9 protein-coding genes and 1 pseudogene are annotated in these 12,558 nt (G+C 70.6%); 2 read left to right on the top strand and 8 right to left on the bottom strand.

The window, feature by feature from the left end; all coding sequences use genetic code 11:
- Position 1: 1 nt before the first annotated feature.
- The 4 genes and pseudogenes from G531_RS21425 to metH form a co-directional block, all read right to left on the bottom strand.
- Positions 2-988 (bottom strand): annotated as a pseudogene (locus G531_RS21425) (tRNA (adenine-N1)-methyltransferase); the annotation flags it as partial.
- Positions 989-1,002: 14 nt separating this feature from the next.
- Entirely contained in the window at positions 1,003-2,439 is a 1,437-nt protein-coding gene (locus tag G531_RS0108425) for an ABC transporter substrate-binding protein (protein ID WP_026926909.1), read from the bottom strand.
- Positions 2,436-3,161, bottom strand: a complete 726-nt coding sequence (locus tag G531_RS0108420) for an HAD family hydrolase (protein ID WP_026926908.1) — start codon at positions 3,159-3,161, stop codon at positions 2,436-2,438. The genes G531_RS0108425 and G531_RS0108420 overlap by 4 nt, the downstream gene beginning before the upstream one ends.
- Positions 3,162-3,174: 13 nt before the next feature.
- Positions 3,175-6,708 carry a methionine synthase gene (gene metH / locus G531_RS0108415; RefSeq protein ID WP_281177506.1) on the bottom strand — a complete coding sequence of 1,178 codons (3,534 nt, stop codon included), beginning with the start codon at positions 6,706-6,708 and terminating at the stop codon, positions 3,175-3,177.
- A gap of 123 nt (positions 6,709-6,831) precedes the next feature.
- Here metH and G531_RS0108410 point away from each other — a divergent pair, with 123 nt between their 5' ends.
- Entirely contained in the window at positions 6,832-7,695 is an 864-nt protein-coding gene (locus G531_RS0108410) for a PAC2 family protein (RefSeq protein WP_245630478.1), read from the top strand.
- Positions 7,696-7,705: 10 nt separating this feature from the next.
- Here the strand turns inward: G531_RS0108410 and rpe are convergent, their stop codons facing one another.
- Both rpe and G531_RS0108400 read right to left on the bottom strand, forming a co-directional pair.
- Complete coding sequence (gene rpe, locus G531_RS0108405; protein ID WP_026926905.1) at positions 7,706-8,371, bottom strand: ribulose-phosphate 3-epimerase; 666 nt, start codon at positions 8,369-8,371, stop codon at positions 7,706-7,708.
- A gap of 180 nt (positions 8,372-8,551) precedes the next feature.
- Positions 8,552-9,196: an isochorismatase family protein gene (locus G531_RS0108400; RefSeq protein WP_026926904.1), complete on the bottom strand. Its 645-nt coding sequence runs from the start codon at positions 9,194-9,196 to the stop codon at positions 8,552-8,554.
- A 125-nt stretch (positions 9,197-9,321) separates the two neighbouring features.
- Here G531_RS0108400 and G531_RS0108395 point away from each other — a divergent pair, with 125 nt between their 5' ends.
- Positions 9,322-10,266 (top strand): GlxA family transcriptional regulator, encoded by a 945-nt coding sequence (locus G531_RS0108395; RefSeq protein WP_026926903.1) that lies wholly within the window; start codon positions 9,322-9,324, stop codon positions 10,264-10,266.
- On the opposite strand, the gene G531_RS21420 is transcribed toward G531_RS0108395, so the two are convergent.
- Together G531_RS21420 and fmt are read right to left on the bottom strand one after the other, a co-directional pair.
- Complete coding sequence (locus G531_RS21420) at positions 10,242-11,612, bottom strand: RsmB/NOP family class I SAM-dependent RNA methyltransferase (RefSeq protein WP_051215257.1); 1,371 nt, start codon at positions 11,610-11,612, stop codon at positions 10,242-10,244. The two genes, G531_RS0108395 and G531_RS21420, sit on opposite strands and share 25 nt — an antisense overlap.
- Positions 11,609-12,535: a methionyl-tRNA formyltransferase gene (fmt, locus tag G531_RS0108385; RefSeq protein WP_026926902.1), complete on the bottom strand. Its 927-nt coding sequence runs from the start codon at positions 12,533-12,535 to the stop codon at positions 11,609-11,611. Before fmt ends, G531_RS21420 begins: the two co-directional genes overlap by 4 nt.
- Positions 12,536-12,558 lie beyond the last annotated feature (23 nt).

Genomic DNA, 12,558 nt, shown 5'->3' with positions numbered 1-12,558 from the left:
CTCACCCGAGCCGGCCCCAGTCGGTTGTCGGGTCGGCGTCGCCGTGAACCTCCGCCAGGGTGGGGACCCAGGCCGGCCGGGGGCCGGTGTAGTCGGGCCCGTACGCCCCGGCCGCCGGGCGACGCTTGCGCATCGGCGCCACCACCCCGGGGGCCAGCCGGCGGGCGGTGACCAGGAAGCCGGTGTGCGACCCGGTGCCGTGGGCCGGGCGGATGGCCAGCCCTTCGGCGTGCCAGTCCCGGGTCATCGTCTCGGTGCCCTGCGGCTCGGTGAAGCCGGTCACGGTCCGGATGGTGTCCATCACCCGCCCGAGCTGGGTCGTGGTGGCGACATAGCAGCACAGCACCCCGCCGGGGGCGAGCCGGTCCCGGACCGCTTCGATGCAGTCCCAGGGGGCGAGCATGTCCAGGATGACCCGGTCCACCTCGGCGGGATCGTCCGGGGCGGCGGTCAGCTGTTCGACCAGGTCACCGACGTGTACGTGCCAGCCGGGCGGGTCGGCGCCCAACCAGGTGCGCACATTGCTGCGGGCGATCTCGGCGAAATCGGGGCGCCGCTCGAAGGAGTGCAACTCCCCGTGCGGTCCGATCGCGCGCAGCAGGGACAGCGTCAGCCCGCCCGAACCGACGCCCGCCTCGAGCACCCGGGCCCCGGGAAAGATGTCGGCGGCCAGCACGATCTGTCCGGCTTCCTTCGGGTAGATGATCGCGGCGCCGCGCGGCATCGTCACGGTGTAGTCCGACAGCAGGGGACGCAGCACCAGCAGCCCCATCCCGCCGGCGGTGATGACGGTGTTCCCGTCCGGGCCGCCGATCATCTCGTCGTGCGGCACCCCGCCCTTGGTGGTGTGGTAGGTGTGTCCCGACTGCAGCAGCAGGGATTTGCGCTTGCCCTTGGGGTCGGTGACGGTGACCCACTCCCCCTCCTGCAGCGGTCCGGTGCGGACCCCGGACCAGGTCTGCGGCTGCGGGCCCGGGGCGGCCGGTTCGGTGTGCTCGTCATTCATCGGTACAGCCCCCACAGGCCCAGCGTGTAGCCGGTGCCCCAGTTCGGAATGTCATGTTCGCGTTCGGTGTTGGTTCGCACCTGGATATCGGGCGCCAGCCAGATCCGGTCGTTCGCGATGGTCAGCGGGACGACGGTGCCGTCCTCGGCCACCGCCCGCTGCAGGTCGCCCAGCAGCCGGACCCGATCGGGTTCGGTGGTTGCGCTCACCCACTGGTCGTACAGCGGCTGTACCTGGGCCCGCCGATCGGCGGGGAGGTCGGCCAGCCACGGCTGCAGGTAGCTGCCGGGTGTGGTGGCCCGGATCTCCTCCAGGAACACCGCGACATCGGTGCGGTCCGGGGACAGCACGATGGTGCCGTCATACTGCAGCGCGAACCGCAGCTGCTCGGCCAAGGCGGGAAGACCGGCGACGCTCGAGACGTAGCCGATCCGCAACTCGTTGCCGGGGAGCTTGGGGCGTTGCCCGGGCGCGACCGGCGGCATCGGGAAGGTGGTCGTGTGGCCGGCCATCGACGGCGGGATCACCGAGTCCCAGTTGCGCAGCTCGGTGGTCGCCGCGACCAGCCAGGCCCGCATCGCGGGATCCCGGCTCTCCTGCCAGGTCGGATTCCAGCGCAGCCAGCGCGCCTGCCCCTCGGGGGCGACGACCTCCTGCCAGTCGTTCGGGGGCCGGCCCCCGTCGCGCAGGCCGTGCCAGACGACATCGATCCCCGACTGCGGGTTCTGCAGCGCCCGGGCCAGCCCGTCCTCGGTGTACTGGCGTACGGTGAACCGGCCCCAGGCGGCCCACCGGGCGCCCTGGTAGTTGCCGTAGCGCTCGTACTCCTGCAGGCCCGGTTCGAAGCGGCGCAGCACCAGCGGCCCGGACGCCGATTCCCGGTTGGTGGGCGCCATCTCGGTCAGCCCGACGGTGCGATGGTCGACGATGGAGGCCTGCGGGGTGGCGAGGATCGCGGCGATCTGATGGTCGGGCCGGGCCAGGTGGAACTCGAGGCGCCGCTCGGAGGGGATCGTGATGTCGGTGATCACATCGAAGATGCGCCCGCGCTCGCCCCCGATCCGCTTGGCCCGTTCGATGGAGAACTTGATGTCCTCGGCGGTGACGGGGTTGCCGTTGTGGAACCAGGTCTTGTCCCGCAGCGAGCACAGGTACACCGTCGGCGCGGTGAACTTGCACTCCTGGGCCGCCTCCGGCCGCGCCTGGCCGGTCTTGGGCTCGATCATCAGGAGACGTTCGTAGACGTTGGTGACCAGATCCTGCGACGCCGCGTCGGCGGCGAACACCGGGTCGAGGGTGGTCGGGCTACCGGTGGTCGCCACCACGATCGGGCCGCTGCGATAGGGATCGATCGGTGCGGTGCACCCGGTGACCAGCAGGACCAGCGCAACCAGAGCCGCGACCGGCCCGCGAGGCCCGGTTCGACGCGTCATGCCTGCGCCACGCTGCCGGCGGCTGCCCGGCGGACCAGGTCGGACAGCTCGGCGATCCCGACCCCCGCCAGCGACTCCACCTCGATCCGTCGGGCGGCGGCCGGGGGCCGGACCTCGTTGGGGACCGCGATCACGATCGCCCCGGCGGCGTTGCCCGCCGCCGCGCCGGTGACCGAGTCCTCGATCACCACACAGTCGGTCGCGGCCACGCCGAGTCGGGCGGCGCCGGTCAGGTAGGGCTCCGGGTGCGGTTTGCCCAGGCGTACGTCGTCGCCGGCCACGATCGTGTCGAAGACATGGCCGGGCAACTGCTCGGCGGCGGCAGCGAGCACATCGCGATAGGACGCGGAGACCAGCGCCTGCGGCACCCCGGCCTCGTGCAGCGCCAGCAGCAGTTCCTTGGCCCCGGGCCGCCACTCCAGCCGCCGGGCCCGGATCTCGGCACTCACCCGGGCCACCAGGTCCCCGACCACGGTCTGCGGGGTCAGCCCGGTCACCTTGCCGCCGGTGGAGTAGGCCAGCTCGATCATGTACGCCCCGGTGTCCAGCAGCGAACTGCCGACCTGGGAGGCCACGTCGTACTGCCCGGCATCGCCGCCCATCTCGGTCACCATGGCCAGCTCGATACCGATCCAGATCGGTTCACTGTCCAGCAGCGTCCCGTCGAAATCCCACATCACCGCGGCGAAGGGCAGCGGGGAGGCAGCAGTGGATGTCGTCATGTCGTCCCGTCGTTCAGGAGGCGTTGAAATACTTGGCCTCGGGATGGTGTACCACCAGGGCGTCGGTCGACTGCTCCGGATGCAGCTGCAATTCCTCCGACAACTCCACCCCGATCCGTTCCGGCTCCAGCAACTGCACCAGCTTCGCCCGGTCGCCGAGATCGGGACACGCCGGGTACCCGAACGAATACCGCGAGCCGCGGTACGCCTGGTCGCGGATCTGCTCCTCGATCGTCGCGTCGGCCCGGCCCAGCCCGAGTTCGTCGCGGATCCGGGAGTGCCAGAACTCCGCGAGCGCCTCGGTCAACTGAACGCTGAGGCCGTGCAGTTCGAGGTAGTCGCGATAGGCGTTGGCGGCGAACAGCTCGGCGGTCACCTCCGAGACCCGCCGCCCCATCGTGACCAGCTGGAACGCGATCACATCCGGGCCGAGTTCGGCAGCCTCGGTCGCATCGCGGAAGAAGTCGGCCAGGCACAGGTGCCGGTCCCGGCGCTGCCGGGGAAACTCGAACCGGGCCACGACCGCGTCCGGGTTCCCGATCTCGGGCCGTTCGGGATCGAGCACGAACAGCGTGTTGCCCTCGGAGTAGCACGGGAAATAGCCGTACACCACGGCGAACTCGCCGATCTTCTCCCGGTGGATCCGGTCCAGCCACATCCGCAACCGCGGCCGGCCCTCGGTTTCGACCAGTTCCTCGTAGGAGACCCCGTCGCGGGTCGGCTTCAGGCCCCAGCGGCCCAGGAAGGTGGCGCGTTCGTCGAGCCAGTCGACGATGTCGGCCAGCTTGATCCCCTTGACCACCCGAGAGCCCCAGAACGGCGGGGTGGGCACGTCGATGCCACGGGCCACATCCGAGCGCTCGGTGCTGACCGGCAGCTCTTCGGCGGGCTTGTCGACCGGCTGCACCCGGCGTTGCCGCAACGGCGGCAGCACCGCGTCCGGATCCCCGCGCTTGATCGCCATCAGGGTGTCCATCAGTTGCAGTCCCTCGAAGGCGTCCTTGGCGTAGCGCACCTCGCCCGGGTACTGCTGGCGCAGATCCTGTTCCACGTACGCCCGGGTCAGCGCGGCACCGCCGAGCAGCACCGGGAACCGGTCGGCCATCCCGTGCGCGGCGAGCTCGGAGAGGTTCTCCTTCATCACCACGGTGGACTTCACCAGCAGCCCGGACATCCCGATCACGTCGGCGTTGTGTTCCTGGGCGGCGTCGATGATGGCCTGCACCGGCTGCTTGATGCCCAGGTTGACCACGTTGAAGCCGTTGTTGGACAAGATGATGTCGACCAGGTTCTTGCCGATGTCGTGGACGTCGCCCTTCACGGTGGCCAGCACGATGGTGCCCTTGCCGCCGGTGTCGTCGGATTTCTCCATGTGCGGCTCGAGGTAGGCCACGGCCTTCTTCATCACCTCCGCCGATTGCAGCACGAACGGCAACTGCATCTGCCCGGAGCCGAACAGTTCGCCGACCACCTTCATCCCGGCGAGCAGGTCGTCGTTGACGATGTCGAGGGCCGCCTTGTCGGCCATCGCTTCGTCGAGGTCGGCCTCCAGGCCCTTGTCGGCCCCGTCGACGATGCGCTGCTTGAGCCGTTCGGCGACCGGCAGGGCAGCCATCTCCGCGGCCCGGGCGGCCTTCTCGTCGGCGGTGGTGACGCCCTCGAACATCTGCAGGAACGTCTGCAGCGGGTCGTAGCCCTCCCGGCGCCGGTCGTAGACCATGTCCAGGGCGACCTGACGCTGCTCCTCGGGGATCCGGTTCATCGGGCGGATCTTGGCCGCATGCACGATGGCCGAATCCAGGCCGGCCTCCACGCACTCGTGCAGGAAGACCGAGTTGAGCACGATCCGGGCGGCCGGGTTCAGCCCGAAGGACACATTCGACACCCCCAGGGTGGTGTGCACCTGCGGGTACTTCTCCTTGATCCGACGGATCGCCTCGATCGTTTCCAGGGCGTCGCGGCGGGTCTCCTCCTGCCCGGTGCCGATCGGGAAGGTCAGCGTGTCGACGATGACGTCGGCGACGTTCATCCCCCAGTTGGTGCTGAGGTCCTCGATCAGCCGGGACGCGACGCGTACCTTCCAATCCGCGGTGCGGGCCTGCCCCTCCTCGTCGATGGTCAGCGCAACCACCGCGGCACCGTGCTCGCGGACCAGCGGCATCACCCGCTGGAAGCGGGAGTTGGGTCCGTCACCGTCCTCATAGTTGACCGAGTTGATCACGCAGCGACCGGCCAGGTGTTCCAGGCCGGCCCGGATCACCTCGGGTTCGGTGGAGTCGAGCACGATCGGCAGGGTCGAGGCGGTCGCCAACCGTTTGGTCGCCTCGGTCATGTCGGCGACCCCGTCGCGGCCGACGTAGTCGATGCACAGGTCCAGCAGGTGGGCGCCGTCGCGGATCTGGGCCTTGGCGATCTCCAGGCACTCGTCCCAGTTCCCGGCCAGCATCGCCTCCCGGAAGGCCTTGGAACCGTTGGCGTTGGTCCGTTCCCCGATCGACAGGTAGGCGGTGTCCTGGTCGAGCGGAACCTCGGTGTAGAGCGAGGACACCGCCGGGATGATCTCCGGCGTACGCTCCTGGCGCGGCCGGTGGCCGACCCGCGCAACCAGCGCCCGGATGTGGTCGGGGGTGGTGCCGCAGCAGCCGCCGATCAGCGACAGCCCGAAGTCGGTGGTGAACCGGTCCAGGGCCTCGGCGATCGCGTCGGGCCCCAGCGGGTAGCGGGCACCGTCGGGGGTCAGTTCGGGCAGCCCGGCGTTCGGCATCACCGAGACGTCGATCCCGGCATGCTGGGACAGGTACCGCAGGTGCTCGGTCATCTCGGCCGGGCCGGTGGCGCAGTTGAGGCCGATCATGTCGATCCCCAGCGGCTCCAGCGAGGTCAGTGCGGCGCCGATCTCCGAGCCCATCAGCATCGTGCCGGTGGTCTCCACGGTCACGTGGACGATGACCGGATGATCGGTTCCGGCCTCGGCGATGGCGCGCTTGGCCCCGATCACCGCGGCCTTGGTCTGCAGCAGGTCCTGGCAGGTCTCGATCAGGACCGCGTCGATCCCGCCGCGGATCATCGCCGCGACCTGGGTCTGGTACGCATCGCGCAGCGCGACGAAGCCGATGTGGCCCAGGGTCGGCAGCTTGGTTCCGGGGCCGACGCTGCCCAGCACCCAGCGCGGGTGCTCCGCGGTGGTGTACGCGTCGGCCGACTCGCGGGCGATCCGGGCGGCGGCCTCGGCGAGCTCACCGATCCGGTCGGCGATGTCGTACTCGTTGAGGGCGGCCAGGTTGGTACCGAAGGTGTTGGTCTCCACGCAGTCGGAGCCGGCCTCGAAATAGGCGTCGTGAATGGCGCGGACCACGTCGGGCCGGGTCACGGACAGGATCTCGTTGCACCCCTCGAGCTGGTCGAAGTCGTCGAGGGTGAGGTCGTAGCTCTGCAGCATCGTTCCCATCGCTCCGTCGGCGATCACGACATGATCAGCGAGGGCGGCTCGCAATCCGGCGGGGCCGGAACGCGGAATGGGCTGGGAAAGCGGCTGCTTATCGGTCACGACCGGGTATTCTATCCCGATCCCCCGCAGCGACCCCCGGTCTTGCAGGGCGGATGCCGGCGCCGCGAACCGCCGTCGCTCGTGCGGCGACCGGGCCGGACGGGACAAACTACAGTGGACCCCATGACCTCCGATCCCCAACCGATGCACCGTGATCTGCGCGACCTCACCGATCCGGTGGTGGTGCTGGCGTTCGCCGGCTGGAACGATGCCGGGGCGGCCGCGACGGACACCCTCGCTCACCTGGACACCCTCGCCGAGGCCCGGGAAGTGTTCACGCTGGACAGCGAGGAGTACTACGACTTTCAGGTGAACCGGCCGACGGTGACCCGTCCGGTGCCCAACGAGGCCGTGGTGACCTGGCCGCGGACGGAGTTCCGGGCCGGCCGGATCGGCGACCGGGACCTGCTGCTGATCACCGGGCCGGAGCCGAACCTGCGCTGGAAGTCCTTCTCCGCTGCGATCGTGTCGGCGCTGCGCTCGGTGCGGCCGTCGCTGGTTGTGCTGCTCGGTGCGCTGCTGGCCGATACCCCGCACACCCGCCCGATCCCGGTCTCCAAGAGCGCGTCCTCGGATGCCCTGATCGAGAAGTACGGCGCCGAACGGGCGTCCTATGAGGGGCCGACCGGGATCGTCGGAATCCTCAGTGGCGCCTTCGAGACCGCCGGGTTCGAGACGCTGAGCCTGTGGGCGGCGGTGCCGCACTACGTGTCGAGCTCGCCGAATCCGAAGGCGATCCTGGCGTTGATCAAGCGGCTGGAGGATGTCACCGGCCTGCACCTGGGCTACGCCGACCTGCCGGAGTTGTCGCGCGCCTGGGAGCGCGGGGTGAACCAGCTGATCGAGGACGACGCGGAGCTGTCGGACTATGTCTCCGGGCTGGAGGCCGATCAGGACGAGACCGAACTACCCGAGGCCTCCGGGGACGCCATCGCGGCCGATTTCGAGCGCTACCTGCGGCGGCACGGCCAGGATCCGTCCGGCTGACCGCCCGGGGTCAGTGGGCGCAGCGACCGAACTTGTCGCCGTGGGCCCGCAGGGCCTGCACCATCGCGTCGGGTTCCTCGGCCCCGAAGACCGCGGAGCCGGCCACGAAGGTGTCGGCGCCGGCCTCGATGCACTGATCGATGGTCGACTCGGAGACTCCTCCGTCGACCTGGATCCAGATATCGGTCCCCCGGGCGGCGATCGCCTCGCGGGTGCGGCGGATCTTCGGCAGCATCGCGTCGAGGAACCGCTGCCCGCCGAAGCCCGGCTCGACGGTCATGATCAGGATCTGGTCGAACTCACCCAGGATGTCCAGGTAGGGCTCGATCGGGGTGGCCGGCTTGAGGCCCAGCGACGCCCGGGCGCCCAGCGCCCGCAGTTCCCGGGCCAGCCGGATCGGGGCATGCGCCGCCTCGACATGGAAGGAGACCGACTCCGCCCCGGCCTCGGCATAGGCGGGCGCCCACCGGTCCGGGTCGGCGATCATCAGATGGATGTCGAGCATGTGCTGGGTGATCGCCCGGATCGCCTCGACCACCGGCAGCCCGAGGGTCAGATTCGGCACGAAATGGTTGTCCATCACGTCGATGTGCAGCGCGTCGGAGGACGGGATGCGCTCGATATCGCGCTGCAGGTTCGCGAAGTCGGCGGACAGGATGCTCGGAGTGATTCGCATGGCCTCGGGTCTTTCGGGTTCGGACTCTGCGCGCAGCCTAGCGGGGCCGCGACCGGTCGCCGAGGAGTTGGGCCGGGTTGACCGTCGTTTTCGGTGCAGCAAAACTCCTCAAGGGCCCACCAAAGTGCCGCTGACTGGAGGCAGGGAGATTCTGCTGCACCAAAAACGACGGTCGCCGGATCAGACCGTGGCAACCGCCGCCCGGCCCTGCACCGCCGAGGTGCCCAGGTCGCTCTTGGGCAGCGCGGTTCCGCCGGCCACGGCGGCACGCCAGGCGGCAGTGGTGCCCACCGCGGCGAAGTTGGAGTGCAGCAGCACCATCAGGGTCTCGTGCACCTGCTGGGCGCTGGCACTGCCGGCTTCGTTGGCGAGGTTGATCGCGCCGGTGGCGTCCGACAGCACCTCCACCGCGAGCCCGTGCTGCTCGGCGTCGGCGGCGGTGGCCAGGACGCAGTTGTTGGTCATGTAGCCGACCAGGGTGAGGGTGTCGACGGCCCGGTCGCGGAGCCAGTCGAGCAGTCCGGTACCCGCGAACACGCTGGCGTAGGCCTTGGTCACCTGCTTGGCGCCCGGGGCGACGGCGGCGGTCACCTCCGGGTGGACCTGCTGGTTCGACGAACCGGCCGCGAATACCGGGGCACCAGCCGGGTATTCGTGCGAGACGACCACCACCGGCAGGTCGGCGTCCCGGGCGGTTGCGATGGTCTCCAGGATGCGGGCCAACGAGTCCGCGCGGGGCGGGTACTGGATGGCCAGCGGGCCTTCGGCGTCGAAGTACTCGTTCTGCACGTCGATCAGGATGAGGGCGCGGCGTGGTGCGGTCATGGTCAGGTTCTCCTCTTGTTGGCATTCGATTTGTTGGCATTCGATGAGCGTGCCTCAACTCTCGCCCGGTTCACGGCGTACCGTGAGTGGCGCAGGAGCATACTTTCGATGGAATCGGGCCAACCATGAAGATCGCCATCCACGCCTTCGACGGCATCACGATGTTCCATCTGGCGGCTCCCCTGGTCGTCTTCGGCGAGGTAATCCGCCAGGGACTGGCCGAGGACTGGAGCATGGTCGTGTTCAGTGCCGACGGAGCACCGGTGCGGACAGCGGATGGAATCCTCCTCGCCGACATTGCCGGACCGGCCGCGGCGGCGACGGCCGACCTGCTGGTGCTGCCGTCCTGGCCGGCGGAGTTTCCACCGGTGCCCGACACCCTGGCCGACCTGGTGCGGACCGCGCATGAACGGGGAACGGCGGTGGCCGGGTTGTGTCTCGGGGCGGTCCCGGTGGCCGCCAGCGGGATCCTGGACGGCCGGACCGCGGTGACGCACTGGGCAGGCGCCGCGGCCCTCGCGCGGGCCCACCCCGAGGTCACCGTCGAACCGGCGGCGCTCTACCTGGACCACGGGGACGTCCTCACCTCCGCCGGGACCGCGTCGGCACTGGATGCCTGCCTGCACCTCGTGCGGACCCGGCTCGGGGCCGAGGCTGCCGCCACTGTCGCCCGACATCTGGTCATCGCGCCGCACCGCGAGGGCAGCCAGGCCCAGTACATCGAGCGGCCGCTGCCGGCCGACCACGGCACCGGACCGATCGCCGACGCGATGACCTGGGCGCTGGCGCACCTGGACGAACCGCTCGGGGTGGCCGAACTGGCCGCACATGCCCATATGAGCACGCGCAACTTCAGTCGCCGCTTCCGCGAGACCGCCGGGACCAGTCCGGCAAAGTGGCTGCTGGCGCGCCGGCTCGATGATGCCCGCCGCCTGTTGGAGACCACCGAATGGAGCATTACCCGGATCGCCGCGGCGTGCGGGTTTGCCTCCGCGGTCACCTTTCGGCAGAACTTCGTCGCCGCCTATGCGACCACGCCGACCTCCTATCGACGTCGGTTCGGTTCCTGACCGGCGGGGTCGGCCGGGACCCGCAGCAGCGCCCGGAACATGGCGTCGGTCCCGTCGCGGTGCGGCCACAGCTGATGATCCGGCGCGATCCGGGTGACCTCGGGGCGTTCGGCCAGCACGTGCTCGACCACCTCGGTGGTTTCGGCGGCCACCGGCGAACAGGTCACGTACGCCACCACCCCACCGGGCGCGGCGGCATCCAGCGCCGCCCGCAGCAGGGCCCGCTGCAGCGGCACCAACGCGGCCAGATCCTGGGGCGTACGCCGCCAGCGCGACTCCGGCCGCCGCCGCAGGGCGCCCAGCCCGGTGCACGGGACATCGGCCAGCACCCGCGCGAAGCTGCCCGGCGCCACGGCGGGTCGGGTCCCGTCGGCGGCGATCACCTGCGGCCGATGGGGTTCGGGGTAGGCGCGCAGGGCCTGGGCGACCAGCGCGGCCCGATGCGGCTGCAACTCACTGGCCAGCAGCCAGGTGCCCTGTTCCCGGGCCAACCCGGCCAGCAGCGCCGACTTGCCGCCGGGCCCCGCGCACAGATCCAGCCAGGGACCCTCGGGCGCATCGGGTTCGACCACCGCCAACGCAGCCAGTTGGGACCCCGGATCCTGGACTCCCGCCCGACCGTCGCGGACTGCGGCCAGGTCCCCCGGGTTCCCCGGCCAGTACGCCGCGGTAGGCACGCGCGGGTGGGCCTCGGCGCCGGCGTCGACGAGTTCGGCGACGGTGGACAGGCCCGGCCGGATCGCCAGACAGGTCCGCGGCGCGATGTTGTTCGCCGCCAGCGCGGCGTCGAGTTCGTCGGCCGGGAGCAGCCGGGCGTACTCGTCGACGATCCAGCGTGGATGGTGCGAGCGGATCGCGCGCGCCAACGCCTCGTCCAGGCCGGCGGTGAGCCGATCCAGCCACTCATCCATCGAGTGCTCCCCCACCCGGCGCAGGATCGCGTTGACCAGGCCGGTCACCCGCTCCCCGATCGCGACCGCGGCCAGGTCGACACTGGCCGCGACCGCGGCATGGGTCGGGACCCGCATCGACAGCAGCTGGTGACAGCCCAGCCGCAGCACGTCGAGCACATTCGCCTGCAGGTCGCCGAGTTTGCGTCCGGAGGCCGCGGCAATGATCAGGTCGTAGGTGCCCTGGAGTCGGCAGGTTCCGTTCAGCAGTTCGGTGGCGAAGGCGGCGTCACGGCCGGTGATGTGCCGTTGCCCGAGCAGTTCCGGGCCGACCAGGTTGGCGTACGCGTCGTTGCCGGTGACCTGGCGCAGCGCGTCGTACGCGGCGCGGCGCGGCGCATCGATCCGGCGCTTCGGCCGACGACGCGGGGCGGGCCGACGTGCGGCCGGGCTCACGCGCCCAACCGTTCCCCGTGCGCCAGGGCGGCCCCGCGCGCCCAGTCGGCGGCCGCCATCGCCTTGCGGCCGTGCGGCTGCACCAGGTCCAGCTCCAACGGTCGGGTCCCGGTGCCGACCTGCAGGTACTTCTTGGTCGCCATCAGCACACCGGGTTCGATCGTGTCGCCGGGCACCGGATGGGCCCGCAGCACCTTGTACCGGTCCCCGCGGAACGTCGACCAGGCCCCCGGGGCCGGATGGCACCCGCGAATCTGCCGGTCGATCTCCTCCGCCGGCCGGGTCCAGTCGATCTCGGCGTCGGCGACGGTCAGCTTCGCGGCGTGCGTGACCCCTTCGGTGGGCTGCGGGGTCGCGACGGCGGTGCCGGCGGCCAACTGGTCCATCACCTCGACCAGCAGCCGGGAGCCGGACCCCGCCAGTCGGGCGAGCAGGTCCTCGGCGGTGTCCAGGGGGCCGATCGGTTCGCGCAGTTCGGCGTACACGTCGCCGGCGTCCAGTTCGGGCACCAGCCGGAACACGCAGGCGCCGGTCTCGGTGTCTCCGGCCATGATCGCCCGTTGTACCGGCGCCGCCCCGCGCCAGCGCGGCAGCAGGGAGAAGTGCAGGTTGGCCCAGCCCAGCCGCGGAATGTCGAGCACCCGCTGCGGGATCAGATTCCCGTACGCCACCACCGGGCAACAATCCGGCGCCAGCTCGGTCAACTGCGCGATGAACTCCTCATCCCGCGGACGCTGCGGGCGGAACACCGGCACGCCGGCGTCCATCGCCCGGGCCGCGACGGGGCTGGGCACCGGCTTCTTGGACCGCCCGACCGGCGCATCGGGTCGGGTCAGTACGCCCACCACCTCGTGGTCGGAGGCGAGCAGGGCGTCGAGGGAGGCGACGGCGACATCGGGGGTACCGGCAAAGACAACACGCACCCATCGATCCTACGGAACCGCTC

It is taken from the genome of Granulicoccus phenolivorans DSM 17626 = NBRC 107789 = JCM 15570, from assembly GCF_000423085.1.
GTDB lineage: Bacteria > Actinomycetota > Actinomycetes > Propionibacteriales > Propionibacteriaceae > Granulicoccus > Granulicoccus phenolivorans.
Note: the sequence above shows the minus strand (reverse complement) of the source record. Positions and strands in the feature narration are given on the sequence as shown.

Excerpts from the sequence above, each read along its gene's own strand:
- G531_RS0108410 (WP_245630478.1), top strand. The coding sequence starts at position 6,832 with ATGACCTCCGATCCCCAACCGATGCACCGTGATCTGCGCGACCTCACC.
- G531_RS0108395 (WP_026926903.1), top strand. The coding sequence starts at position 9,322 with ATGAAGATCGCCATCCACGCCTTCGACGGCATCACGATGTTCCATCTG.
- G531_RS0108400 (WP_026926904.1), bottom strand. The coding sequence starts at position 9,196 with ATGACCGCACCACGCCGCGCCCTCATCCTGATCGACGTGCAGAACGAG.
- G531_RS0108425 (WP_026926909.1), bottom strand. The coding sequence starts at position 2,439 with ATGACGCGTCGAACCGGGCCTCGCGGGCCGGTCGCGGCTCTGGTTGCG.
- rpe (WP_026926905.1), bottom strand. The coding sequence starts at position 8,371 with ATGCGAATCACTCCGAGCATCCTGTCCGCCGACTTCGCGAACCTGCAG.
- G531_RS0108420 (WP_026926908.1), bottom strand. The coding sequence starts at position 3,161 with ATGACGACATCCACTGCTGCCTCCCCGCTGCCCTTCGCCGCGGTGATG.